Here is a 24,929-nt window from a genome sequence, read left to right as displayed (position 1 = left end):
CATGACAGGCGATCAGGCGGGCCGTGTGCTCGTGGTCGACGACGACGAGACCGTGCGCGACGTCGTGCGCCGCTACCTCGAGGTGGCCGGGTTCACCGTCGACATGGCCGGCGACGGTGCCGAGGGGCTGGCGAAGTTCGCCACCCACGAGCCCGACCTGGTCGTCCTCGACGTGATGATGCCGGGGATCAACGGCCTCGAGGTGTGCAAGCGGCTGCGCCAGGTCAGCCAGGTGCCGATCGTCATGCTCACCGCGCTCGGCGAGGAGGAGAACCGGATCGCCGGGCTCCAGCTCGGCGCCGACGACTACGTGACAAAACCCTTCAGCCCCAAGGAACTCGCCCTGCGCGTGGCGTCCGTGCTGCGCCGTGCGCGGATGCCCCGGCCGACACCGGCGGCCGCGGAACTCGTCGACGGCGACCTGCGGCTGCAGATGACCGCCCGCACCGCGACCCTCGGCGGCCGTGAGCTCCCGCTCACCACCCGGGAGTTCGATCTGCTGGCCTTCTTCCTCGGCCACCCCGGCGTCGCCTACTCGCGGGCGGACCTGCTGGAGAAGGTCTGGGGCTGGGACTTCGGCGATCAGTCCACTGTGACCGTCCACGTGCGACGGTTGCGCGAGAAGATCGAGCGCGAACCGGCCAAGCCGACCCGGGTCGCGACCGTCTGGGGCGTCGGCTACCGCTACGACCGGGAGCAACCGTGATCGAGCCTGGCGAGTCCTTCGGCGAGATCCTGGCGCACCTGTGGCACATCCTGCCGCTGGCGCTGCTGTTCGCCCTGCCCGTGGCCGTGCTGGGCGGCGTGGTGCTCTACGTGCTGCGCCGCGGTTCCCTGGCCACCACGCTGACCGTGCTGGTGCTGATCCCGGTGCTCTCGACGCTCGTCGGCGTGCTGGGCGTCAGCGGGTTCATGTTCACCCCGGCGCTGACCACGATGCTGCTGGTCTGCCTGCTCGTCGGGGTGATCACCGTGCCCGCCGCGATCATCCTCGGCCGCGCCATCGCCCGCCGCAGCGTGTGGGAGCGGGAGGCGCGGAACCGCGAACGCGCGGCCGAGGCATCGCGGCGCGAACTGGTCGCCTGGATCAGCCACGACCTGCGCAGCCCGCTGGCCGGCATCCAGGCGATGGCGGAGGCCCTCGCCGACGGCGTCGTCTCCGAACGCGACGAGGTCGCCGACTACGCCCAGCGGATCAGTGGCGAGACCACCCGGCTGTCCGGGATGGTCGGCGACCTGTTCGAGCTCTCGCGGATCACCGCGGGCGCGCTCGAGCTCACGATGTCGGCGGTGCCGCTGCGGGACGTCGTCAGCGACGCCGTCGCGGCCCAGAGCCCGGTCGCCGAGCGGAAGCGGGTGCGCGTACTCGCCAACGCCGAGTCCTGGCCGATCGTCACCGGCAGCGACCCGGAACTGGCCCGGATCGTGCGGAACCTGGTGTCCAACGCGATCCGCCACACCCCGCCGGACGGGACGGTCGCGGTGCAGATCGGCGTCGACGGCGACGAGGCCCTGCTCGCCGTCGACGACTCCTGCGGCGGCATCCCCGACGACGAGATCGGCCGCGTCTTCGACGTCGCCTTCCGCGGGACGCAGGCCCGCACGCCCGAGCGCAGCGGGACGACCACCGGCGGCGGGCTCGGACTGGCCATCGCCAAGGGCCTGGTCGAAGCGCACCGCGGGAAGATCGGCGTGCACAACCACGGCCCGGGCTGCCGCTTCGAAGTCCGCCTGCCGCTGGCGATGTCGTAGAGATGGGTGACACCCACATCGGTGGGACTTCCGCCTGATCCGCGTTCCCGGGTGCCGCGGCTGGTCACCTTCTGCGCGTTCTTGGCCGTGTCCGGGGAAGTGGGCCGGGGCGATCACCGCCGGGGTGCGGGCCACCTCCTCCGGGTCGTGGTCGGCGATGGACCCGGTCGTCACGCAGCTGCACCGGCGTGTGGATGACGTCGCCGAGCAGGATCAGTCGCTCGCCGTCCGCCTCGACGTCGAGGACGTAGTGGCCCGGCCCGTGCCGCGCGGTGATGCCGGGTCAGCGGGACGGGGTGCCGGTGCGCTTCGATCGTGTAGTCGCCCACGGTGATCCGCTGCATGAATTGAACAAGGTCGACGGACCGTTGCCGTCAGACCGAAACCGGGTCCCGCAGTTCCGCCGTCGCGAAGCCGTCGATGCCGGTGGCGAACCCGACCTCCGCGGTGAACCCGAGCAGCTCCCGGGCCCGCGCGGGGTCGGCGACGACGTGCCGGACGTCCGCGGCCCGGGCCCCGCCGACGACCCGCGGTGCCGGGCCGTCGCACGCCCGCGCCAGCTCCCCGGCCAGCTCGCCGACCGTGTGCGGGGTGCCGGAGCAGACGTTGACCGGGGTGATGTCGCCCGCCGGGCCGTCGGTGCGCAGGGCGAGCACATTCGCCCGCGCGACGTCGTGGACGTGCACGAAGTCGCGCTGCTGTCGGCCGTCTTCGAGGACCAGCGGTGCCTCACCGCGGACCAGCGCCGAGCGGAACAGCGACGCGACGCCGGCGTACGGGGTGTTCTGGGGCATCCGCGGCCCGTAGACGTTGTGGTAGCGCATCGCCCAGACGCTGCCGCCGGTCTGCCGGGCCCACGCGCCGGCCAGGTGTTCCTGCGCCAGCTTCGTCGCCGCGTAGGTGCTGCGGGGGTTCAGCGGCGCGTCCTCGGGCACCAGCTGCCAGGCCAGTTCGGCGCCGCAGACCGGGCAGCGCGGCTCGAACCGGCCCGCGTCCACATCGGACGCCCGGCGCGGCGACGGCGGGACGACGCCGTGGTCCGGGCACGAGTACCGGCCTTCGCCGTAGACGACCATCGACGACGCCAGCACCAGCTTCGCCACGCCGGCCGCGTGCATCCCGGCCAGCAGCACGGCCGTGCCGTAGTCGTTGTGCAGGGCGTACGACGGCGCGTCCGAGGGGTCGATCCCGTGCCCGACGACGGCCGCCTGGTGGCACACCGCGTCGACGCCGGCCAGCAGCTCGGCGACGATCTCGGTGTCCGTCACGTCGCCGCGCAGGAACCGGTGCCTGCCGGTGTACGCCGGTGGTGTGCGGGAGCCGTGGGCCGTGGGGAGCAGGTTGTCGAGCACCACGACGTCGTCGCCCGCATCGGCCAGCAGATCGGCGATGTGAGACCCGATGAACCCGGCTCCGCCGGTGACCAGTACGCGCATGACGGACACGCTAGGTGCCCGCGAGGGGCGCCGTCGCGACAAGCGCGGGCACGTCACGGAATCGTCAGAACTCGCCGGGCACCACCCGCCGCCGGGTGACCGAAACCGACTACGGTGGGCGCATGGAACGGAGTGCACAACGGCTGGGCCGGGCCCTCGTGGTCATCGTGGACGATCGCGTGGCGCACGGCGAGCACGAGGACGCCACGGGACCGCTGGTGACCGAGCTGCTCGAAGAAGCGGGCTTCATCGTCGACGGCGTGGTTGTCGTCGAGGCCGGGGCCGTGGGTATCCGCAATGCGCTCAACACGGCCGTGATCGGCGGCGCCGACCTGGTGATCACCGTCGGCGGCACCGGGGTGCTGCCGCGAGACAACACCCCCGACGCCACCGCCGGGGTGCTCGACCGGCCCATCCCGGGCATCAGCGAGGCGATCCGCGCGTCCGGCCTGGCGGCCGGCGCCGTCGACGCCGGGATCTCGCGGGGGCTCGCGGGCGTCTCGGGCAGCACGCTGGTGGTCAACCTCGCCGGCTCGCGCTCCGCGGTGCGGGACGGGATGGCGACCCTGACCTCGCTGGTGCCGCACGTGATCGACGAGCTTTCGGGCCTCGAAGAGGTGTAACCCTCCCGCGCGGCCGGGGTGGCGTCGGTACCGTCGCCTCCTGGCCCGAGGGATCGTTGACTTCCACATCGGCGGACCTGCGGGTGCGCAGGCTCGTTTTCGGGCGATGCACCTGCCGTCGGAACCCGGTTGGGCTTGGCTTCGCGCCCGTTCGCTCGTGATCCGGCCGATTCCGGGGACCGGCCGGATCACGCACCGGGACGAGAACGCCGCGGCTGAGTCCAGCGCCTCGGCGCGGGCTGAGCTTCGCTCTGGAGTTGTCAAAGAACGCGTCGTGGGACACTGGGGTCATGCCGGGCGAACAGCGGAACCCCCAGGCCAGCAGCGAGCAGCGCCGGCGGGTCGACGAGATCTTCGGGGACGTGCTGCCCGAGACCACCTCCGACGAGCGCGACCCGGACCGGCGCACCGGTCTCCCGGACGACTGGTACCGGGAGAACCGGCCACCGCACCACGATCGCTGAGCCGTCAGTCGCGGCCGCCGTCGCGCTGGGCCTGGGCCCGCAGCAGGTCGCGGATCTCGATGAGCAGCTCGACGTCGGTCGGCTCCGAGGGGCCCGGCTCCTGGCCGCGCTTGCGCCGCTCCTGCACGTGCTTCACCGGCAGCACGATCACGAAGTAGACCACCGCCGCGACCAGCACGAAGTTGATCGCCGCGTTGATCACGCTGCCGATGTCCAGGAACGTGGCTTTGTTGTTGTCGAAGATCTGGTAGCCGAGGCCCTGCGCGGCGTCCGTGCCGCCGATCGTGCTGATCAGGGGCTTGATGAGGCCGGTGGTGAACGCCGTGACGATGGCCGTGAACGCCGAGCCGATGACCACCGCTACGGCGAGGTCGACGACGTTGCCGCGCATCAGGAAGTCCTTGAAACCCTTGAGCACTTGTTCTCCTCACGAACGGGGACGGTTGCTCCACCGCCCCGAAGCCTGCCGGGGGATGCCGTCGCCCGTCTCGGCGGGCGCGGGCTAGCGGAGAGTAACCGTTACCGGACGGTCCAGTGAAATCGCCGCCACCCTCGTCGCGATCGCTTCCGGGAGCCGGAGCAGCACAAGCGGTCCCTTGGCCGGCCCGGCCAGCGGACGCGCCGAGGCCGCGTCCGGCGATGAGATCGTCACCACGGTCGCCCCGCCGGCCAGCACGGACGCGGACGTTCCCGGCTCCGGCGCGGCCACGACGTCGACGCGCTGCCCGGGCCGCAGCAGTTCGGCCACCGCCGAGTCGGCCAGCCGGACCGGGACGGTCGCCGTCGCGGGATCACCCGGTGCGGGGATGGTGCTCGCCAGCCGGACGTCGGTCAAGGGTTCCCCGGCGCGGACGGCGCCCGCCAGCAGCCGCCCGGCGGCGACGTCGAGGGTGCTCAGCGCGCCGGACGGGCGCGCCTCACCAGGGAAATCGGCCAAGCGGACATCGGCGGCACGGAGCATGGTGCCGGACGGGAGATCGCGCGCCGCGACGACGGTCGGGATCGTCGGCGCGCCACGCGCGGAGCCTGGATGGGCCACGAGCAGCAGCCCGGTCAGCAGCAGACCGGCGGCGAGCCAGCGGCGGAGCAACCTTGTCCGCCGGCCCTGCAGCCGGGTGAGATCGGGTGAGCGGAGCTTCGCCAAGACGTCCACAGGTCCCCCTCGATCGGATCGAGTGCGGCCACGTGCCGCACAAGATCGACGTTAGGAGCAGCGGACGGGCCGCCGGAAGGGCCTCGTCCGCACCCTGTGGACAACTGGGGTGTTGTGGATAACTCCGGGCTCAGGAAGCCGCGGTGGCGGTTTTCGTCGTACCCGAGGAGGAAGATGCCGAGCCCGAGTCGGACTTGGGCTTCGACTCCGTCTTGGTCTCCGGCTTCGACTCGGACTTGCCCTCGCTCTTCGCCGGCGTCGAGGTGGTGCTCGACTTGGCCGCGTCACGCGAGTCGGTGCGGTAGAAACCGCTGCCCTTGAAGACGACGCCGACCGAGCTGAAGACCTTGCGAAGCGGCCCGGAGCACTGCGGGCAGACCGTCAGGCTGGGGTCCGAGAACGACTGCACGGCTTCGAACCGGTGGTCGCATTCTTTGCAGGCGTACTGGTACGTAGGCACTGAGGGCTCCTTTGCTGGCACTCATCCGACAAGAGTGCCAACTAGATTGTGCTTGAAACCATTCCCCGAAAGCAATTCCTCGTTGCTCACATCGGCAGGTCGAGCACGCCTCGACCAGGGGTCAAGACGCCGCTCATCCGCACGTCGTGAGGTTGTCCGGGCAGCCGGTCGACCAGCTCTTCGTCGCGGACGACGGCGAGCAGGCGCGCCCCGGCCGCGGCGAACACCAGCGAGCGATCGTAGTGGCCGGCGCCGCGGCCCAGCCGGACACCCTGCCGGTCCACGGCCAGCGCGGGTACCAGGACCAGCTCGGCCGCGCCCACGGCGTCGACACCCAGGCGTTTCCCCATCGGCTCGAGGATGCCGCGCAGCCGCCCGGGCGCAAGATCGGCCTCGCCGGTGTACTCGGCCCAGTCCAGCGGACCCGGCTTCGGGGCGATGACCGGCAGCAGGACCCGCGCGCCGCCGGCGGCCAGCGCGTCGACGAGCGCCGTCGTGCCCGGTTCGGTGCCGAAGGGCAGGTACGCGCACACGGTCGTGGCTGTGACCTTCGACACCGCGCTGACCAGCGCCGAAGCCTCGTGGGCGTGCGATTCGGCAGTCTGCCCGGCTCGCGCGCGCGTAAGCCGGGTACGCCACTCCGCCTTGCTCAGGTGCTCATTGCCCAGCGCATGCATGGCCTCACGTTAGGCTTTGCGCCCATGACGGGCGCCGCAACCTCCAAGACGTTCAGAACCGCTATCGTGCCTGCCGCCGGCCTCGGGACACGCTTCCTGCCGGCGACGAAGGCCGTGCCCAAGGAACTGCTGCCCGTGGTGGACACGCCGGGGATCGAGCTGGTCGCGGCCGAGGCCGCCGCCGCCGGCGCGGAACGCCTGGTCATCGTGACCTCGCCGGGCAAGGAAGCCGTCGTCAAGTACTTCGAGGACCAGCCCGAGCTGGAGGCGAACCTCGAGGCCAAGGGCAAGACCGAGCTGCTGGCCAAGGTCCGGCGCGGCCCCGCCCTGCTGGCCGTCGAGACCGCGATCCAGGAGCAGGCGCTCGGCCTCGGCCACGCCGTCGCGCAGGCCGAGCCGAACCTGACGCTCGAGGACGAGGCCGTCGCGGTGCTGCTGCCGGACGACATCGTGCTGCCGACCGGCGTGCTCGAGCGGATGAGCGAGGTGCGGGCCAAGCACGGGGGCAGCGTGCTCTGCGCGTTCGACATCCCGAAGGCCGAGATCTCGCCGTACGGCGTCTTCGACGTCACCGACACCGATGACGAAGACGTCAAGCAGGTGCACGGCATGGTCGAGAAGCCGAAGCCGGAGGACGCGCCGTCGACCTACGCCGCGGCCGGCCGTTACCTGCTGGACCGGGCGATCTTCGACGCGCTGAAGCGCATCACCCCGGGCTCCGGCGGCGAGCTCCAGCTGACCGACGCGGTCGCGCTGCTGATCACCGAAGGACACCCCGTGCACATCGTCGTGCACCGCGGCGGACGCCACGACCTGGGGAATCCGGGTGGTTTCCTGCGCGCCGCGGTCGATTTCGCGCTCGAAACGCCCGAGTACGGTCCATCTTTACGGGCGTGGCTGACGGAACGGATCGGGACAGATCGCCCATGACGGAATCCCTCGACGCGGCACGGCCCGAAGTGGCCGAGGACGAGGAGGCCGAGTTCCGCTCGGTCGAGTCGCAGATCGCGATGACGCTGGACGCCGCCGTCCGGCCCCGGCCGGTGCGGGTGGCGATCTCCGAGGCCCAGGGGCTGCTCTGCGCCGAGGAGGTGGTCGCCGAGCACGCGCTGCCCGGGTTCGACCAGGCGGCGGTCGACGGGTACGCGGTGCGCAGCGTCGACGTGCGCACGGCCGGGCAGGAACCGGTGCAGCTGCCGGTGGTCGGCGAGATCGCGGCCGGCTCGCGCCAGCCGCGGCGGCTCCAGCCGGGCCAGGCGGTGCGCGTCGACACCGGCGCGCCGCTGCCGACGCTGGCCGACGCCGTCGTGCCGCTCGCCTACACCGACGGGCACCAGGCCAAGGTCACGGTGCACCGCTCGGTGCCCTCGGCGGGGTACGTGCGCCGGGCCGGCGAAGACGTCCAGATCGGTGACGTCGCGGTCCGCAGCGGTGACACGATCGGGTCGGCGCAGGTCGGCCTGCTCGCCGCTGTCGGGCGCGCGAAGGTGCTGGTCTACCCGCGGCCGCGGGTCTCGATCGTGTCGGTCGGCGACGAACTGGTCGACATCGACCGGACGCCGTCGGTCGGGCAGGTCTACGACGTCAACTCCTACGCGCTGGCCGCGGCCGCGCGCGACGCGGGCGCCGAGGTCAGCCGGGTCGGCATCGTGTCGAGCGAGCCGAAGCGGCTGCGGGAGATCGTCGAAGGCCGGCTGCTGATGTCGGAGATCGTGGTCGTCGCCGGCGGTGCCGGCGGCAGCACCGGTGACGACGTCCACTCGGCGCTGTCCGACCTCGGCCGGATCGACGCGACGCGCATCGCGATGCACCCCGGCTCGGTCCAGGGGTTCGGCCGGCTCGGTCCCGACTCGGTGCCGACGTTCCTGCTCCCGGGCAACCCGATGAGCGCGCTGGTGGTGTTCGAGGTGCTCGTGCGGCCGCTCATCCGGGCGGCCCGCGGCACGCGCAACCCGCACCGGCGGATCGTCGGCGCGCGGCTGCTGTCGCCGATCACGTCGACCGAGGGCCGGCGCGGCTTCCTGCGCGGGCAGCTCCTGCGCGACGAGGCCAACGGTGAGTACCTGGTCCAGCCGCTCGGCCAGTCCGGGGCGCACCTGCTCGCGTCGCTGGCCGAAGCGAACTGCCTCATCAACGTGCCGGAGGAGATGACCGAGGTCGCCGCGGGCGAGCAGGTGCAGGTCACCTTCCTGGCGCAACGGGCCTGATGAACTCCGTGTCGGGCGTCTCCTACCCGGTCGAGAGCCGGCACCCGGGCTGGCCGGCGCGGCTCGGCCCGCTGCGGGTGCCTGCGGGCGAGGTCGCGATCCGGCCGGTCCGGCTGCGCGACGCCGGCGAGTGGAGCCGGATCCGGCTCCGGGACCGCGCGCACCTCGAGATGTGGGAGCCGACCGGCGTCGGGCCGTGGCCCGAACGCAACGCTTTCTGGTCGTGGCCGTCGCAGTGGGCGGCGCTGCGGTCGCTCGCACGGCGTGGTCAGTGCCTGCCGTTCACGATCACCCTCGACGGTCGTCTGGCCGGCCAGATCACTGTCGGTAACGTCGTCCGCGCGTCGCTGCGGTCCGCCTGGATCGGCTATTGGGTCTCGTCCGAAATCGTGCGTGGCGGGGTCGCGACGGCCGCTGTCGCGCTCGTCACCGACCACGCCTTCGCCGCGGCCGGGCTGCACCGGCTGGAGGCCACCGTGCGCCCCGAGAACGCAGCCAGCCTGCGGGTTCTCACCAAAGCAGGGTACCGGCAGGAGGGGCTGTTCGAGCGCTACCTCGACGTCGCCGGCGCCTGGAGGGACCACTACTGCTTCGCCGTCACCCGCGAGGAGACCGGCGCCGGGCTGGTGTCGCGGCTGGTCTCGGCGGGGCGTGCGGACTACGCCTGACGGTGATTACCCATCCGGGGTTGTGAGCGCGTTACCACATGCTGTGAGATTCACCTAATCCGGTGAGGCATTTCCGTGATCCAACCCGGCGAGCCTCCGTCCGATCTGTTACTCCTGTGACTAGCGTGATTTCAGGTGAAGGATCGGGGGAGGTGACGGGAGATGCCCAGCTCCGTGATCATCGTCGCGCTCGCCGCGGCATGGCTCGTCGTTCTCGTGCCCATGGTCGCGCGTCGGCGGCAGCAGGTCGCGAGGACCGCTGACTCCGCGTTGGCGGCCAGGGTCGTGCGCAGTGGTGGTGGACGCAACGAAGACCGGGAGGAATTCGCCATGTCCGACAGTCCCGTCAAGTCCAATCTCGTGAAGTCCCGGCCCTCGGTCGAGGACGACCTCGCGGAGCTGGAGGCGGACCTCGAGCTCGACGACGACTTCGACGAAGAGGAGCCGGAGCCGCTCCCGCAGCCGACCCGCGCCGAGCGGGCGGAGCGGGCCGAACGCGAACGGGCCGGCTACCGCCCGGGCCGCGGCGGCTTCGACCCCGAGGCCGCGGAGATCGCGGCCCGTGCGAAGTACAGCTTCCGGCAGCGCATCGTCGTCATCCTGCTCGTCATCGCGGTGATCACGGCGGCCGTCGCCGGCTTCCTGATGCCACTCGTCTGGTGGGGCCACGCGCTCGCCGACGTCGTGCTGGTCGGGTACCTCGTCTACCTGCGCCGCCAGGTGCGCATCGAGGAGGAGATCCGCCAGCGCCGCCTCGCGCGGTTCAACAGCACCCGCGCCCCGCGACGCCCGTCCGAGCCTCGGCCTTCGTCCTCGTCCACGTATGCGGCTTCCACTTCGGCTCCGGTTCAGGACGAACTGGAGGACGAGGTCGACGACGTCGACGATGTGGAGGTCGTCGAGCCGGCCCGCCGCGAGATCGTCGAGCGCCGCCCGTCGCCGACATCCCGCATCCGCCGCAGCGCGGTCGTCGTCGACCTGGACGACGAAGACCCGGCGTTCGAAGAGCTCGACGAGCCCGGGACCGGCCCTTATCGACGCGCGGTAGGCGAGTGACCCCCCGCGTGATGTGCTCGTAGGGCACTGCTATGCTCTACGAGCACGATCAAGGGGCTGTAGCGCAGTTGGTAGCGCGTCTCGTTCGCATCGAGAAGGTCAGGGGTTCGATTCCCCTCAGCTCCACTTGAAGTACTTGCTTTAGATGGTCCGATGTCTGTGGTAGCGTCGGGCGGCCTAGCTTTGGTTCGGACCCGTGCCAATCAGTTCGCATCATTTCGTTGGCGAGCAGATCTTGCGAGACAGTCTGAGATGGTCGGTGCCCCGTCTTCTTCGCTCGGCCTGGACACGCCGCCCGCAGCCGAGGTGCGTCCAAGTCCACGGGCGGGCAAGACTTGACAGTTAGTCGGGTTCTTGCAGACTGCAGACCCAACCTTTCCCTGCGCGGTCGAGCCACAAGTGGAGCTGGTCGTAGATAGCAACTGCAGCACTCGTCCCGCGCGTTCTAGCTGGTACTCCGTGCGTTGACTCATTGAGACATGCTGGCAGTTCGTTGCAGGTCTGATCGTTCGACTGCGGGGTCGCCCAGCTTGCCTCTTGAAGTATGTAACTGCTGCTTTGATACTGAAGGCTGGTTAGACTAGTTGCGCCGCATCCTCATGCGAAGGAGCTAGTGGTCACTCGGACATGCCGGACAGAGTCCCGGTATGGCATGGCTGATCACGTTACGATAGGCAGGTGACTGTTGTGTCCAGTACTGCGAGTACTGAAATGCCCTGGAAGACGGCTGGTCCAAAGTCCGTTCCGCAAGCATTCCCTTATCAGGGAAGTAAGCGATTGCTTGCGCCGCAAATCCTTTCGCTTTTTCCTGATGGTGGTGTCTCCCGGTTGATTGAGCCGTTCGCGGGATCGGGAGCGATTTCGTTAGCGGCTCGCTACTATGGGCTAGCCTCTTCGATATTACTTTCTGATGTCAATGAACCGCTTATGGAAATGTGGCGGCTGATCATTGAAGATCCGGAGCGGCTTGTCGGCGAATACGCGCGTATGTGGAATGAGCAGCTTGCTGACCCACGTGGGTACTATCTGTCGATTCGAGACAAGTTCAATGCTACGCACGAGCCCGCGCTTTTACTGTATCTCCTGTGCAGGTGTGTTAAAGCTGCTGTACGCTACAGTCAGAAGACTGGTGACTTTAATCAAGGTGCGGATCATAGGCGCCTTGGTGCGAAGCCGCACAATATAGCTATGCGTATTGCTGCGGCTTCGGGGTTAATGCAGGGCGCTAAAGTGGAAGCCTGTGGTTACGAGGAGCCGCTGGTGAACGCTGATGCGGATGATCTTGTGTATCTCGACCCGCCTTACCAAGGCACAAGTGATGTGCCAGATCATCGCTACCTCAAAGGGCTGCAGCGTGATGTCTTCGTTGATGTCTTGCAGAAAGCCGTGGACAACAAAGTCTCTTTTGTTGTTTCATATGATGTCGTGACTGATGACAACAAATACGGCTATGCGCTCCCGTCGGAACTTGGACTTACTCACCGCCACATCGTGGCGGGTCTCTCCTCTCAAGCTACGCTTATGGGTAAGAGTCAAACTACTGTGGAATCTCTGTATGTCTCACCTGCGCTGATGGAACGCCTTGGTGGCCCCGATAGGGTCGATTCCTGCCTTGGCCTGGGTCTCGAGCCTATGTCGCAAGACGCATTATTTTCGGTCGTGCGTTAGTTGTTGACTTCTGTCGATCTGACATCCAAAAATGTTACCCGACAGTGCGTAGCGAAGTTCTTGGCAGTTATTATTCCTGTCAATCGAGTACATGTACTATGATGGGTCTGTGAATGGTGGCGTGAAGGCTCAGTACGGTGATGATTTTGTTGTTTGGATCATGAGGCTGTCGATGTCCAAGCGCGCAGCTCGGGCTCGTGATCATTTGCTTGAGTATGAGACGTTGACAACGGAGCAACTTTCGGCGATGGGGTATGAGCATCCGCCGCGTGCTATCAGAGATTTGCGAGACGCTGGCGTGACCGTGCAGTCAGCCTCAGTTAGGAACAGTACCGGCAAACGCATTGCTAGTTATACGCTCGTCGAGCAAATGTCCGTTGGGCGGGCCGGTCGCGTTAGTATACCAAAAAAGTTTCGCGACTCAGTAAATGCGGAACATAATTATATATGTGCTATATGTGCAGGTAAATTTGAGGGTCGAGAACTGCAGTGTGACCACCGGGTTCCATTTGAAATTGCCGGTGACCCCGACGACCTTAACCTCGCTGACTATATGCCTCTTTGCGCTTCAGATAATCGCTCGAAGTCTTGGTCGTGTGAGCATTGTCCCAACTGGACGATTCGAGATTCCGCTACGTGCATGAAATGTTTTTGGGCGTCCCCTGAGGAGTATGATCACGTCGAAACTCGACCCGAGCGCAGGATAAACCTGGTCTTTCAGGGTGATGAGACTGAAATTGCAGATCGCCTTAGTGAAGAAGCTCGAAAGCGGAAAATATCTATACAGAAATTAGCGTGGAAGAAATTTTTGGAGTGACAATTCGGGCGGTTAATGAATTCAGTTAGAGTTTTACTTGGATTCTCGAATTACTTGACGCAAACCTGCAAGTGGAGGAGTGGCTACTTCGGTGTCCGTTGCTTGCCCGTCAGCGGGAATCCTCGGTTTGTTTGCAGACGTCAGTCTTGGTCTGATGTGAGTGGTCATGGCGGGTCAAAACTGGATGGACTTGACGCATGGGGGATGTGGGGTGGATTAGTTAAATCAGCTTACTCGGATGCACCTATGCCCCCTCTTTCGGGGTGTCCTCCAGGCTCCCCTTGGGTAATTCGAAATTGGCGGTAGATTGAGTTAAAATTAGCAAGCTAGCATTTGCGGAATGGCTTGGCGTTCTCGTTTTTCCTGGAATTTTGGATTGTATCTGTGCTTATTGTCTGGCTTGTGATCCAGGGGAAACAAGTGTGGCAACCGGCGTGCGTCGGTGTCATCGAACTGGCAATTCCTTGTCCTCTTTCTGCCTGTCAGGAAACGGTCTGGAGCCAGTTCGTCACCTGGGTGAAGTACGTTCCGGCGTTCGGGGCGTAGTTGATCGCGTGGCCGTAGCCGTTCAGGATGTACGTTTGCAGGCGCGCCGCCGGGGCGAAGAACGGGGCCTCCGAAGCCCGCAGCGCCTCCGGCGACGAGCAGTCGCTCGCCAGGGGGCCGCAGAAGTGCGGGTCGTCGCCCACCACCAGGAACACCGGGACCGTGATCTGCTGGGAAGCCGGGATGACCACCGTGGTCATCGCGATCGTGTCCACCGCCTCCGTCACCGCGAAGACGTCCTTTGTGGACTCGTCGTACGCGATCGCGCCCGGGTCGTTCGGGCCGGGGGTGTGGAACGCCGTGTAGCGGGTTCCCGGGGACGTCGTCAGGTAGCCCGCGTCCAGGCCGCGGCTGCCGAGCCGGGGGTCCAGGGGTGCCGGGATCATGTTGGCCAGCACCGGGATCACGGTGACGTAGTTCATCCGGTGCGTCATGTCCGTCACCAGGACGCCGTCGACGTCGTGGAAGGTTCCGGCCTCGATCATCGCCATCGCCGAGCCGATCGAGTGACCGCCGACGATCACCTTCGTGAAGCGCGTGCGGATCGACTGGATCACCTGGTGGACCGCGTTCGCTTGGGCTGTTGCCGACAAGAGGGCGCTCAGGGGCTGGGAGCTCGAGCCCGTGCCCATGCGGTCGACCGCGAGGGTCGCTACGCCGGCCTGGTTCATCGCCAGGCGGAACGAACGCAGCTCCGGCGTGTAGGCGATGTCCCAGTAGGACGCGTTGTACGTGCCGCCGGGGATCAGGACCACCACCGTCTCGGCCTGGGACGGCGCGCAGAGGCGGCCGTGCATTCGGCCCAGCGCGACCGGGACGTACAGGTCCTGGCAGGTGACCGTGTCCGCGTGGGCCGGGATCGGTACGGACATCGCCGCCGCGATCAGGAGCAGGGCAGCACAAAGGCGGCGGAAAGCTTGGCGAAGCAAGGAGAACTACCTCCAACTAGCGACGGACTGCCGTCATCGGCAGGCTTTCGGGGTACGCGGCGGAGGTGAACTTGACGCGCACCGGCCGGCCCGGGACCGGGACCAGCCGCCAGCGCGCGGCCACCGTGGCCACGGTGATGACGATTTCGTTCTGGGCGAAGACGTTCCCGACACACTGCCGGGAGCCCGCCCCGAACGGGATGAACGCACCCTTCGGCAGCTGCTTCGCGCGCTCCGGCGACCAGCGGTCGGGATCGAACCGCCCGGGAGCCTCGAAGCTGGCGGGATCGTGGTGCAGGGCGTGCGGGCTGACGATCACCTCGGCCCCCTCCGGCAGCCGCTCGTCGCCGAGCCGGACTTCGGTGAGGGTCCGGCGCATCAGCATCCAGAGCGGGTACTGGCGCAGCACCTCGTCGACGACCTGCCGGACGTAGACCAGCCGGTGCAGGTCGTCGCCGGTGACCGGGCGGCCGGCCAGTACCTCGTCGACTTCGGCGTGCACCCGCGCCTCCACGTCGGGGTTGCGGCCGAGCTCGTGGAACGTCCAGGCCAGCGCGAGCGCGGTCGTCTCGATTCCGGCGGTGAGCAGGGTGAGGACCTCGTCGCGCGCTTGCTCGTCGGTCATGCCGGCCAGCAGCAGCATCGACAGCAGGTCACCGCGGTCGACGCCGTCGGCCCGCCACTCGCGGATCACCTCCAGCACGATCGCCTGCATCCGGGTGATGGCCTCGTCGAACCGGCGGTTTCCGGGAATCGGCAGTTTTTCGACGAACTTCGGCGACAGCGCGCGAATCATTCCCTGCTGGATGATCAGATAGATGGAACGGCGTGCTTCGGCGATCGCCTCTTTCCCGAGCTCGGTGGAGAACAGGGCCTCGCCGACGATCGTCACCGCCAGGCCCTGCAGGTCTTCGTCGATCTTCCGCACTTCGCCCGGCTGCCACGAGTCGCCCAGTTCGGCGGCCGCGCGGCGCATGGTTTCCACGTACGCGGTCAAGCGGTCGCGGTGGAACGCCGGCTGCATCAGCCGCCGCTGCCGCATGTGGAAGTCACCGTTCGAAAGCACCAGGCCATTCCCGACGAACGGCCGGAACTTGTCGAACATGGCGCCCTTGCGGAACTTCGGCCCGGCCGTGACCAGCACTTCGTGACTCAGCCGTGGACTGGTGACGAAGTAGGTGGGTGCCGGGCCGAGGTAGATTTTGACGATCTCGCCGTGTTCGTGCAATGCGTCGGTGAATACGAAGCGTCGCCGAAGGAGCGCCGGGGTGTGCCCGAGAAAAGGCCACCGGCCCGGTGCGACCGGGACGGTCATGAGGACTCCTCGTTACGCCATTGTGTGGATTCCGCCAACGAGACGGCCTACGGTAGGCGCGTCCGGTCGAGCGTGACAGTGCCCGAACGGGTGGTCTGCGGTCACGCATATGGCGCAGCGAGGGAACCGCGCGGGATGGCTAAACTCGGGGCCATTCCCGATGTGACTAGAAGGTGTTCTCTGTGACACGATCACCGGAATGGGTGCCACCGGGTGTCGACATCTCCGTGCCGAGCATGGCGCGCACCTACGACTTCATGCTGGGGGGACGGCACAACTTCGCCGTCGATCGCGCCGTGGGCGCGCAGATCGAGCACGTGATGCCCGGCCTGCGCGAGGCCGCGCGCGTGAACCGCGCGTTCCTCGGGCGCGCGGTGCGGTTCATGGTCGGCCACGGGATCCGGCAGTTCCTCGACGTCGGCTCGGGGATCCCGACGGTGGCGAACGTGCACGAGGTGGCGCAGGCCTGCGACCCGGAATGCCGGGTGGTGTACGTGGATCGCGACCCGGTGGCGGTCGCGCACAGCGAACTGCTGCTGGCGGGCAACGATCACGCCGCGATCGTGCGGGCCGACATGCGTGACCCCGAGAAGATCCTCGACTCCCCGCAGGTCCGCGGCCTGCTCGACCTCGACGAGCCGCTCGGGTTGCTGATGTTGCTGATGCTGCACTGGATCCCGGACGAGTCCGGGCCGCGCGAGCTCGTCGGCCGCTACCGCGCGGCCCTGGCGGACGGCAGTTTTCTCGCCGTCACCCACGTCACGGGTGACCACCAGGGCGAGAACCTCACCGAAGCGACCGACGCGATCAAGGAAAGCCGGAGCCCGGACCAGGTGACATTGCGAACGCACGAAGAAGTGACCGCGTTGTTCGCCGGATTCGAAATCGTCGAACCCGGTCTGGTCGGGTGCGGCGAATGGCGGCCGACCGGTCCGTCGGACATCTCCGGGACCGCCGACATGAACACACTGGTTTACGCGGGAATCGGCAGCAAGAACGCCGACGGTGACCGATCCGCGCGAGCGAAAGCACAGCAAGGCTGAATAAATGGCGAAACCCGATCACCGGCCGGACGGTTCGGCGGATACGTCCGATCCGGCGCGCGAGCGGAACCTGCTCGCCCGCAAGTGGGCGTATCTGCTCAGTGGCGTCACCGTCGTGTCACTGAGCCGCGAAGGGCTCGAGGAAGAACTGCGCGGCCTGCTCGACGCCTTCTGCGCGCACCTGCTGGAGCGGCCGGCGGGCACCTCGGCCGCGGAGCGGATCGGGCAACGGCTGGTGTCGCTCGGCTACGTCGGCGAGCCGGGCCTGCGGTGCACGCTCGACGTCCTCGGAAAGGGGTTGCCGGCGCTGGCGGAACTCCAGCCGCCGGACCGGTTCGCCGAGCGGATCGTGCTCGGGCTGGGCGCATTGTCCTGCGGCTTCCTGCTCGCGCACGAACGCAGCGTCCTCGACCAGCAGGAGATCATGCACCTGTCGCTGCTCAAGGCGGTGCGGGACGCGCAGTGGAACCTCAAGGAGAGCGAAGCGCGCTTCGACGAGGTGGTCACGTCGTCGGCGAGCGGCATCGCGGTCGTCCGGCTCGACGGCCGGATCGCGCGGGCCAACACCGCGCTCGCCGACATGCTCGGCCACCCCTCCGGCGAGCTGACCGGGATGGGGCTCTACGACCTCGTGCACCCGGATTCCGTCGAGATCTTCCGTGAAGCCATGCAGACACTGCTCGAAGACGGCGGCCGCGACCGGATCCGGCAGTCCCAGCGGCTGCTGCGCAAGGACGGTGACGTCGCGCGCATCTCGCTCACCGCGTCCCTGCTGCGCGACGCCGGTGACCGGCCCCGGCACTTCGTCGTGGTGGTCGAGGACGGCACCGAGCTGATGCTGCTGCAGAGCGAGCTGAGCCGGCAGGCCCTGCACGACGTCCTGACCGGCCTGCCGAACCGCCAGTACTTCGGCACCCACCTCGAGGCGGCCCTGCGGCGCGCGGACCCGGTCCACGGCGTCACGCTGCTCCACGTCGACCTCGACGCGTTCGGCATGATCTGCAACAGCCTCGGCCGGCGCGTCGGCGAACGGGTGCTCGTGCACTTCGCGCAGCGGTTGAAGGCCGTCGTGGCGCACGAGCGGGCGATGATCGCCCGCTTCCACAGCGACGAGTTCGGCATCCTGATCGAGAACACGGCGATGACGCCGTCCATCGACACCATCGTGCGCGCCATCAACGACGAGCTCGCCGAGCCGTTCTTCGTCGAGGGCCACGGGCTGGCGCTGTCGGCCAGTGCCGGGGTGGTGCACCGGCCGGTGAAGGGCATCGACCCGGGTGAGCTGCTGCGCGCGGCGGACCAGACGCTGCGGCGGGCCAAGGCCCGGCGGCGCGGGCAGTGGAAGATGTTCGACCCGGTCGCCGACGCCGCGGACCGGCGGGCGCAGGGGCTCGCCGTCGGCATGGCCGGGGCGTGGGAGAACGGCGAGATCGAGGTGCGGTACCGGCCGATGGTGCGGCTTGCGGACGGTGAGCTGGCCGGCGTCGAAGCGCGGCTGCACTGGGACCGGCCGAGCGAGCCGCTGGCGCACGAACGCTGTGCCGAGCTGGCCGAAGCGACCGGGCTCGTCCTGCCGCTGGGCGACTGGGCGCTGCGGACGGCGAGCCGGCAGGGCGAGTGGTGGCACCAGCGCCTGGACTTCGGGCTGCCCGTGGTCGCGGGCCTCACCGAGCACCAGGTGACGGACGAGGCGCTGGGCACCCGCGTCACCGGGCTGCTGGCGGACTCCGGCCTGCCGCCGGAACAGCTGATGATCGGGGTCCCGGTCGGCGCGCTGGGGACGTCCGGGGTGGTCGAGAACCTGACCGCGCTGACCGGGCTCGGCGTCCGCGTGCTGCTCGACGAGTTCGGCATGGGGCCGGACGACCTGCGGGCGATCGAGGACCTCCCGGTCGGGGTCGTGCGGGTCGCCCGGCGGCTCGCCGAATGGCAGGCGTGGACGGACTCGACGTTCCTCGGCGAGCTGGTGCCCCTGGTCCGGCAGGTCGGCGCCACGCTGGTCGTCGACGGCATCGACACCGCGGGCCAGGCGGACTGGTGGCGGGACGCCGGCGCGGACCTGGCCACCGGCGACTACTTCGGCGCGGCCGACACAGCGGGCGCGGTCGTCGAACTGCTCGTCTGAGCCGGTGACCGGTCATCGTGGTGGTGCGGAAGAAAGCCGCGATGACCGGTCACCGTGCGGGAGGCGATCTGTCAGGAAAAGTGAAACGTCCTGGACGGATCTTCCCGAGGTGCTACCGGGTTCCACAGGCGGTCGCCGAACAGGGACAGGGCCGCCGGGAGCAGGACGCCCCGGACCACCGTCGCGTCCAGGAGGATCGCGAAAGCCATGCCCAGGCCCAGCATCTTGTACTCGATCGCCGCGAGGCTCAGGAAGATGCTGAACACGCCCGTCATGATCAGCGCCGCGCTCGTCACCACGCCGGAACTGCCCGCCGTGCCTTCGACGATCGCGTCGCGCGCCGGGCGGCCCGCCTGGCGGCGTTCGCGGATCCGGCTCAGGATGAAGATGTGGTAGTCGGTGCTCAGGCCGAACAACAGCACGAACAGGAACATCGGCAGCCAGCCGAGCACCCCGCCGTAGGGGGTGAAACCCACTAGTGGCGCGAGAAAGCCGTCCTGGAACACCAGCGTGAGGACGCCGTAGGCCGCGCCGACCGACAGCAGGTTGAGCAGGATCGACACCGCCGGCACCACCACCGAACGGAACACCACGAGCAGCAACACGAACGCGAGCAGCAGGATGAACCCGAAGACGTAGGGCGCCCGATCCAGGACTTGCGCGGTGAAGTCGTGGGCCTCGGCGGTCCGGCCCGCGACCGCGAAGCGGACGCCGTCGAGCCGGCCGATCGTCTGGGGCAGCAGGGTTTCCCGCAACGCCGTGAGGGTGCGGTCGGCCGCTTCGTCGTTCCCGGAACCACCGAGCGGGACGCGCACGACGAGCGCGTCACCCACGGGTACCACGACTGCCGGCTTCGGGGTCCGGGCGGTGAATTCGTCGATCGCCCGGCGGACCGCGGGTGTGTCGACCGGGCCGCGGTCGCTCCACAGGACGACGTGCGCCGGCATGGTGCTGCCCGGGAAAGCCTCCTGGACGCGCGCGGCCGCGTCGATCACCGGGACGCTGCGCGGCAGGCTTTCGGTCGGGGCCGGGTCCTGCAGCCGGATCCCGATCGCGGGCAGGGCGAGCAGGACCAGTAGCCCGGCGGCGATCCCGGTCCACAGCGCCGGCCGCCGGGTCACGATCGACGCGACGCCGGCCCAGAACCGCGAGCGCGTCGCGACCGTGCGACGCCGGCCCAGCCACGGGATTCGCGCGCGGTCGACGCGATCTCCGAGCAGTGAGAGCGTGGCGGGGAGCACCGTCACCGACGCCAGGACCGCGAGCCCGACGACGAGGATGGTGCTCACCGTCAGGCCGCGGAGGTTGTCGAGGCCGGTGCACAGCAGGCCGGTCACGCACAGCGCGACCGTCAGTCCCGACACGACGATCACGTGCCCGGACGTCCGCGCCGCGATCCGGATCGACTCTTCGACGCCGTGCGCGCGTTCTTCCCGGACGCGGCGCAGGAAGAACAGCGAATAGTCGACGCCGACGGCCATCCCGATCAGCAGCGTCATCGAGGAAGTGGCGCTGTTGACCGGAATCCAGTTGTCCACTGCGGACAGGAGGCCGAACGTCGCGAGCACGGTGGTGCCCGCCAGCAGCACCGGGATCGCCGCCGCGACCAGCGACCCGAACACGACCAGCAGGATCAGCAGGGTGAGCGGGAGCGAGCGCGTCTCGGACCGGCCGATGTCCTCCTTGATGCTCCGGTCGACCGCGCCGGACACGCTGAGGTCGCCCGCTTGCGCGAGCCGGTCACCCGGGTGCCGCGCGGCCACCGCGTCGACGGCGGCGGTCGCCGTCACGAGGTTCGCCCGGATTTCGGTGCCGGTGCCGAGAAGCCGGAAGGTGACCAGGCCGGACCGGCCGTCGGCGGAGACCTGCGCCGGATCTACCAGTGGGCTGCGGATGTCGGCCACCGCGCCGGACGCCGCCAGCGCCGTCACCAAGTCCGTTGTGGTGGCGGGAGAATCGCGGGGGACCAGGACGTTTTCCCAGAACGGTTCGCGGGCGTCCTGGCGGTCGAGGGCCGCTTGGCCGGTGCCGGCGTCGCCGGCGGGACTCGAGCGCGCGTCGGTGCCGGGAGTGAACGTGCCGATGACCCAGGCGAGCGCGACAAGCGCGAGCCAGCCGAAGATCGCCGCGGCGCGGTGGTGCGTCGACCAGCGCGCGACGCGTTCGACCACGGGCGTGCCTGCAGGCAGCATGAACTAAAGTCCTTCCGTGAAGGAGTGATCCGATGAGAGCTCGCCCTCGGGCGAGTGGGTGCTTCTTCTTCCTGGGCCGCCGAGTTGCCGCTCGGCGGTCCAGGGCCTCAGGTCAGTCGACCTCCTTGAGCACGTGTTCGATGGACCGCAGGCGGTCCTGGACGTCCCGCAGCTGCCGTTCGGTTTCCTCCTGCGTCCGCACGGCTTTCTCCGCGAGCGACCGGTATTCGTGCTCGCGGGCCAGCGCGGCCTTGGCGCGCCAGCTCGTGGCGAGCTGCACGATCCCGACCGTGAGCACGACGGTGATCAGGACGAAGACCCCGGTCACGCCGATGATCTCCTGCCACTGGTGCCAGTTCATGTCCGTCCCTCCTCGCCGTCCCCGCGGACGGACTCCGGTGTGGTCAGCGTCGGCACGGCGGCCGCGATCGCCTTCGGCGTCAGCACGACGGAGAACGGCGTGAGCTCGTAGAACCGCAGCGTCTTGCCGTCTTCGCCGACCTCGAAGCTGGCCGTTACCAGGCCCGCGGCCTCGAGCTTGCGCAGGTGCACCTGCAGGAGCGCGCGGCTGATCCGCAGTTCGCGCGCCAGCTCGCTGACGTAGGCGCGCTCGGCCAGCAAGGCCGCGACGATCCGCAGCCGGTGCGGGTTCGCCAGGGTCCCCAGCAGCCGGACGAGCTCGTCCCCGGTGGGCTCGGTCACGGCGTCCTCCACATGCAAACAAAAATTAGCAGGTGGTGGCGCGGAGGTCCATCGGGGTGATCCCTGAGACGGTTCATCCAGCCGTTCGGCTCGACGCAGGCCGTCGACGAGTGCACCGGCCAACCCGCCGGCGTCCCCGTGAACGGGCAGACCTTGACGACCCGGGCGCTCGTGGGTGGGCTGCCGGCGGCGGGCCGTGTGCTCCGGCATCGGGACCGCGGGATGGCGGCGACGCTCAGCGGACGGGCAAGGCCCTTCGCCGCCGCGTCAGTGCCGACGGGTCGAGGTTCGCCTTCGTGCCGGCGTCGTGGCCGTCGAGGTAACCGCTGCCGGACAGGCGCCGGGGCGCGGCCGAGCGCAGGTCGCCGTACTCCTCGTCGAAGCGGTGCTGGACCAGGGCCGAGCGGTCGCGGACCACGAGTTCCGCCGAGCGCGCGCCGGGCGCGGCCGTGCGGACGGCCTCTTGTTCGGCCAGCGAAAGCCGTTCGTGGACCGCGCGGGCGAAACCGTGCAGCCACGTGCGCCGGTACGCGGCGAGAGACTCGCCGGGGAAGAAACCGCCGGGCCGGACGCGGTTCAGCTGGGTGCTCGCCTGCAGCAGGAGGCTGGTGAACAACAGCTCCACGCGACCGAGGTCGGACTGGTAGCCGAACACCGTGACGCTCTCGACCTTCTGGCCGACGCGGTGCAGCAGGGTCCGGCAGCGCAGCGGGTAGGCGACCGAGGTGAGCAGGCTCGCCTTGTCCCGGCTGTAGGGGTCGTCCATCGGGATGGTGAGCGTGCCGATGTCGTCGACGCTCGCGCCGGTCTCCGCGAGCATCGCCTGGTCGATGCCGTACCGGGCGACGAGCTCGGCGGCCTTCTTGTTATACGCCTCGGCTTCCGCTTCGGTGACCGCCGGGTCCTCGGCCTTGGCCAGGAGCTTGCGGATGCGCTCGAGCTGCGGGTCTGACTCGGACATGGGCGGAGCTTATTCGATCAGGTGTTCGGGCGCTCGCACCGGGTGAGCGTGTCGCGGAAGCCGCGGCTTCCGCCGGCGGAACTGATCGGGCGGCTGAGGAACCCGCTGCCCGGTGGGCACCGGGGCTCGAACAGCGGGTTGTCGTCGCGATCCACGAGGAGACCGGTGCGGTGGCTGCTCGCCGAGCTTCCGGGACCCGCGCGGATCAGCACCACGACCGGGGCGGAGAACGCGCACATGATCCGCGTCAACCGCGAGCTCGGCTTCGGCCCGGAGCGCACCATGCCCGCCGTGCGGCGGGACCTTGCTCAAGCTCCCGGCCGGACCAGCCCGGTTTCGTAGGCCACCACGACGGCCTGCGCGCGGCTGGAGATGCCGAGCTTGGCCATCAGCCGGTTGAGGTGGGTCTTCACCGTCGCTTCGCTGACCCGCAGCTCGGCCGCGATCCAGCCGTTCGGGACGCCGGTGCCGACGAACCGCAGCACCTCCAGCTCGCGGTCGGTCAGCGCGGCCAGTGCCGGTGACTCGGTGGGCGATTCCGGCGGTGTCCGGGTGAACGCCTCGACGAGCCGGCGGGTGATCGTCGGGCCGAACAGCATGTCGCCGCGGGCGACCGCGTGGATGCCGGCGATCAGCGTCTCCGTCGGGCTGTCCTTGAGCAGGAAGCTCGCGGCGCCCGCGCGCAACGCCGTGTAGACGTACTCGTCGAGGTCGAAGACGGTCAGCATCAGCACGCTCGGGCGCGGTGCCTCGGCCGTGGCGAGGATCCGTTCGGTCGCCTTGACGCCGTCCAGGCCCGGGAGCCGGATGTCCATCAGGATGACGTCCGGCCGCAGCGCCGCCGCCTTCCCGATCGCCTCCAGGCCGTCACGCGCTTCGCCCGCGACGTCGATGTCCGGCACCGCGCCCAGCAGCGCGACGAACCCGGCGCGGACGAGGTCCTGGTCGTCGACCACCAGCACACTCGTCACTCGGGCTCCTGCGGTTGGGCGAGCGGCCGCGGGTACGGCAGCGTCAGCACGACGGCGAACCCGGCCGGGTCGCGGGGGCCGATCTCGATCACGCCACCGTACATCCGGGCCCGTTCGCGCATGCCGATCAGCCCGTGCCCGCCCGGGTTCGGCGGGCCGGCCGGCCCGCCGCCGGGATCGGTGACGGCGAGGACCAGGTGCTCGGTCCGGTAGTCCAGCGTCAGTTCGGCCGTGGCGCCGCCGTGCTTGAGGACGTTCGTCAGGGCTTCCTGCGCGACGCGGAACGCGCACAGCTGCTGGCCGGGCGGCAGCGTCCGGGGTGTGCCGGTGACCCGGAGGCCGACCGCGATCCCGGCTTCGCGGACCCGGGCGGCGAGCGTCTCGAGGTCGTCGAGCCCGGGTTGCGGCCGGTACCCCTCGAGCGGGTACTGCGGCGGGCGAAGCACGCTGAGGAGGCGTCGCAGCTCGTCGAGCGCTTCGGTGGTCGTGCCGGTGATCGTGTCCAGCGCACCCCGCGCGGTGTCCGGCGCCGAATCGAAGACGTACCGGGCGAGGTTGGCCTGCACGGAGATCACCGAAAGGTGGTGCGAGACGACGTCGTGCAGCTCGTGCGCGATCCGGACGCGCTCCTCCGCGACGGCCAGCTCGGTGTCGTGCTCGGCGTCGCGAAGCCGGTGGCTGCGGACGTAGGCGGTGCGCCCGATCGCCGCGACGCCGGTCGCGAGCAGCAGCGACAGCAGCGTGTCGCCGACCGGGGAGACCGGGCTGCCGAACAACATCGACGTCTCGTAGGCGATCAGGCCGAACACGGTGACGGCGAGCGCGTCGCGGAACCGGCAGTGCGCCCAGACCGTGTACGCGGCCACGATCACGCTGAGCTGGCCGAGCTGCGAGCGGAAGCCGAGCGCGTAGAACACGCCCATCAGGGCGACGCAGGCGACCAGCGTCGTGATCGGGAAGCGGCGGCGCGCCGCGAGCGGCAACGCGCTGACGGCGGCGAGCACCAGCCCCAGCGGGCGCGCGTGGGCGCCGAAGGGGTCGCCCAGCTCGGTGGCGCCGGCCAGCTGGTAGCCCGCGACGAGCAGCGCGAGCACGGCGTCGGCCAGCCGTGGCCGCGCCCGCAGTTCACGCAGTGCCGTCACGGTGAGGAAGTTACCGGTGTAC

The 24,929-nt window shown here is 69.0% G+C and carries 25 protein-coding genes and 1 tRNA gene; 13 read left to right on the top strand and 13 right to left on the bottom strand.

The window, feature by feature from the left end; translation table 11 throughout:
* Position 1 precedes the first annotated feature (1 nt).
* Both OHS18_RS25075 and OHS18_RS25070 read left to right on the top strand, forming a co-directional pair.
* Entirely contained in the window at positions 2-706 is a 705-nt protein-coding gene (locus tag OHS18_RS25075; protein WP_328448628.1) for a response regulator transcription factor, read from the top strand.
* The gene (locus tag OHS18_RS25070) at positions 703-1,752 is read left to right on the top strand and encodes a sensor histidine kinase (protein WP_328448630.1); all 1,050 of its coding nucleotides are present in this window, start codon (positions 703-705) and stop codon (positions 1,750-1,752) included. The genes OHS18_RS25075 and OHS18_RS25070 overlap by 4 nt, the downstream gene beginning before the upstream one ends.
* 374 nt (positions 1,753-2,126) lie before the next feature.
* On the opposite strand, the gene OHS18_RS25065 is transcribed toward OHS18_RS25070, so the two are convergent.
* The gene (locus OHS18_RS25065) at positions 2,127-3,188 is read right to left on the bottom strand and encodes an NAD-dependent epimerase/dehydratase family protein (RefSeq protein WP_328612602.1); all 1,062 of its coding nucleotides are present in this window, start codon (positions 3,186-3,188) and stop codon (positions 2,127-2,129) included.
* A gap of 122 nt (positions 3,189-3,310) precedes the next feature.
* Here OHS18_RS25065 and OHS18_RS25060 point away from each other — a divergent pair, with 122 nt between their 5' ends.
* On the top strand, positions 3,311-3,811 hold the full coding sequence (locus OHS18_RS25060) for a MogA/MoaB family molybdenum cofactor biosynthesis protein (protein WP_328448634.1): 501 nt from the start codon (positions 3,311-3,313) through the stop codon (positions 3,809-3,811).
* A 290-nt stretch (positions 3,812-4,101) separates the two neighbouring features.
* Entirely contained in the window at positions 4,102-4,275 is a 174-nt protein-coding gene (locus OHS18_RS25055; RefSeq protein ID WP_328448636.1) for a hypothetical protein, read from the top strand.
* Between the two features lie 4 nt (positions 4,276-4,279).
* Here the strand turns inward: OHS18_RS25055 and mscL are convergent, their stop codons facing one another.
* From mscL to OHS18_RS25035, 4 genes are all read right to left on the bottom strand, one after another.
* Positions 4,280-4,693 (bottom strand): large-conductance mechanosensitive channel protein MscL, encoded by a 414-nt coding sequence (mscL, locus tag OHS18_RS25050; RefSeq protein ID WP_328448638.1) that lies wholly within the window; start codon positions 4,691-4,693, stop codon positions 4,280-4,282.
* Between the two features lie 84 nt (positions 4,694-4,777).
* On the bottom strand, positions 4,778-5,428 hold the full coding sequence (locus OHS18_RS25045) for an SAF domain-containing protein (protein WP_328612601.1): 651 nt from the start codon (positions 5,426-5,428) through the stop codon (positions 4,778-4,780).
* A gap of 130 nt (positions 5,429-5,558) precedes the next feature.
* Positions 5,559-5,888 (bottom strand): FmdB family zinc ribbon protein, encoded by a 330-nt coding sequence (locus OHS18_RS25040; RefSeq protein ID WP_328612600.1) that lies wholly within the window; start codon positions 5,886-5,888, stop codon positions 5,559-5,561.
* Positions 5,889-5,974: 86 nt separating this feature from the next.
* The gene (locus OHS18_RS25035) at positions 5,975-6,565 is read right to left on the bottom strand and encodes a 5-formyltetrahydrofolate cyclo-ligase (RefSeq protein ID WP_328612599.1); all 591 of its coding nucleotides are present in this window, start codon (positions 6,563-6,565) and stop codon (positions 5,975-5,977) included.
* Between the two features lie 24 nt (positions 6,566-6,589).
* Between OHS18_RS25035 and OHS18_RS25030 the strand changes: the two genes are divergently transcribed.
* The 6 genes from OHS18_RS25030 (at position 6,590) to OHS18_RS25005 (ending at position 12,164) form a co-directional block, all read left to right on the top strand.
* Entirely contained in the window at positions 6,590-7,495 is a 906-nt protein-coding gene (locus OHS18_RS25030) for a UTP--glucose-1-phosphate uridylyltransferase (RefSeq protein ID WP_328612598.1), read from the top strand.
* A complete protein-coding gene (glp, locus tag OHS18_RS25025) occupies positions 7,492-8,772 on the top strand; it encodes a molybdotransferase-like divisome protein Glp (protein WP_328448650.1) in 1,281 nt (426 codons plus the stop codon). Before OHS18_RS25030 ends, glp begins: the two co-directional genes overlap by 4 nt.
* A complete protein-coding gene (locus OHS18_RS25020) occupies positions 8,772-9,440 on the top strand; it encodes a GNAT family N-acetyltransferase (RefSeq protein ID WP_328448652.1) in 669 nt (222 codons plus the stop codon). Before glp ends, OHS18_RS25020 begins: the two co-directional genes overlap by 1 nt.
* A gap of 162 nt (positions 9,441-9,602) precedes the next feature.
* Positions 9,603-10,496, top strand: coding sequence for a divisome protein SepX/GlpR (gene sepX, locus OHS18_RS25015; protein ID WP_328612597.1), 894 nt, complete (start codon positions 9,603-9,605; stop codon positions 10,494-10,496).
* Between the two features lie 53 nt (positions 10,497-10,549).
* Positions 10,550-10,622: transfer RNA gene (locus tag OHS18_RS25010), tRNA-Ala, on the top strand.
* Positions 10,623-11,174: 552 nt separating this feature from the next.
* Complete coding sequence (locus OHS18_RS25005) at positions 11,175-12,164, top strand: DNA adenine methylase (protein WP_328612596.1); 990 nt, start codon at positions 11,175-11,177, stop codon at positions 12,162-12,164.
* A 1,299-nt stretch (positions 12,165-13,463) separates the two neighbouring features.
* On the opposite strand, the gene OHS18_RS25000 is transcribed toward OHS18_RS25005, so the two are convergent.
* Together OHS18_RS25000 and OHS18_RS24995 are read right to left on the bottom strand one after the other, a co-directional pair.
* Positions 13,464-14,399 carry an alpha/beta hydrolase gene (locus OHS18_RS25000; protein WP_328612595.1) on the bottom strand — a complete coding sequence of 312 codons (936 nt, stop codon included), beginning with the start codon at positions 14,397-14,399 and terminating at the stop codon, positions 13,464-13,466.
* Positions 14,400-14,472: 73 nt separating this feature from the next.
* Positions 14,473-15,771 carry a cytochrome P450 gene (locus OHS18_RS24995; RefSeq protein WP_328612594.1) on the bottom strand — a complete coding sequence of 433 codons (1,299 nt, stop codon included), beginning with the start codon at positions 15,769-15,771 and terminating at the stop codon, positions 14,473-14,475.
* A gap of 182 nt (positions 15,772-15,953) precedes the next feature.
* Here OHS18_RS24995 and OHS18_RS24990 point away from each other — a divergent pair, with 182 nt between their 5' ends.
* Together OHS18_RS24990 and OHS18_RS24985 are read left to right on the top strand one after the other, a co-directional pair.
* Positions 15,954-16,814: an SAM-dependent methyltransferase gene (locus OHS18_RS24990; protein WP_442875273.1), complete on the top strand. Its 861-nt coding sequence runs from the start codon at positions 15,954-15,956 to the stop codon at positions 16,812-16,814.
* A gap of 4 nt (positions 16,815-16,818) precedes the next feature.
* The gene (locus OHS18_RS24985; RefSeq protein WP_328612593.1) at positions 16,819-18,939 is read left to right on the top strand and encodes a putative bifunctional diguanylate cyclase/phosphodiesterase; all 2,121 of its coding nucleotides are present in this window, start codon (positions 16,819-16,821) and stop codon (positions 18,937-18,939) included.
* A gap of 71 nt (positions 18,940-19,010) precedes the next feature.
* On the opposite strand, the gene OHS18_RS24980 is transcribed toward OHS18_RS24985, so the two are convergent.
* From OHS18_RS24980 to OHS18_RS24965, 4 genes are all read right to left on the bottom strand, one after another.
* Positions 19,011-21,131, bottom strand: coding sequence for an MMPL family transporter (locus OHS18_RS24980; RefSeq protein WP_328612592.1), 2,121 nt, complete (start codon positions 21,129-21,131; stop codon positions 19,011-19,013).
* Positions 21,132-21,243: 112 nt separating this feature from the next.
* The gene (locus OHS18_RS24975) at positions 21,244-21,492 is read right to left on the bottom strand and encodes a hypothetical protein (RefSeq protein ID WP_328448670.1); all 249 of its coding nucleotides are present in this window, start codon (positions 21,490-21,492) and stop codon (positions 21,244-21,246) included.
* Positions 21,489-21,833: an ArsR/SmtB family transcription factor gene (locus OHS18_RS24970; RefSeq protein WP_328448672.1), complete on the bottom strand. Its 345-nt coding sequence runs from the start codon at positions 21,831-21,833 to the stop codon at positions 21,489-21,491. Before OHS18_RS24970 ends, OHS18_RS24975 begins: the two co-directional genes overlap by 4 nt.
* A gap of 235 nt (positions 21,834-22,068) precedes the next feature.
* A complete protein-coding gene (locus OHS18_RS24965) occupies positions 22,069-22,794 on the bottom strand; it encodes a DUF2786 domain-containing protein (RefSeq protein WP_328448673.1) in 726 nt (241 codons plus the stop codon).
* Positions 22,795-22,959: 165 nt separating this feature from the next.
* Between OHS18_RS24965 and OHS18_RS24960 the strand changes: the two genes are divergently transcribed.
* Positions 22,960-23,136, top strand: a complete 177-nt coding sequence (locus tag OHS18_RS24960) for a hypothetical protein (RefSeq protein WP_328612591.1) — start codon at positions 22,960-22,962, stop codon at positions 23,134-23,136.
* Here the strand turns inward: OHS18_RS24960 and OHS18_RS24955 are convergent.
* Both OHS18_RS24955 and OHS18_RS24950 read right to left on the bottom strand, forming a co-directional pair.
* Entirely contained in the window at positions 23,103-23,765 is a 663-nt protein-coding gene (locus tag OHS18_RS24955) for a response regulator transcription factor (RefSeq protein WP_328612590.1), read from the bottom strand. The two genes, OHS18_RS24960 and OHS18_RS24955, sit on opposite strands and share 34 nt — an antisense overlap.
* A complete protein-coding gene (locus OHS18_RS24950) occupies positions 23,762-24,907 on the bottom strand; it encodes a sensor histidine kinase (RefSeq protein ID WP_328612589.1) in 1,146 nt (381 codons plus the stop codon). Before OHS18_RS24950 ends, OHS18_RS24955 begins: the two co-directional genes overlap by 4 nt.
* Between the last annotated feature and the right edge of the window lie 22 nt (positions 24,908-24,929).

Origin of the sequence: Amycolatopsis sp. NBC_00355 (assembly GCF_036104975.1) — a bacterium.
In the GTDB taxonomy this organism is placed as follows: domain Bacteria; phylum Actinomycetota; class Actinomycetes; order Mycobacteriales; family Pseudonocardiaceae; genus Amycolatopsis.
Note: the sequence above shows the minus strand (reverse complement) of the source record. Positions and strands in the feature narration are given on the sequence as shown.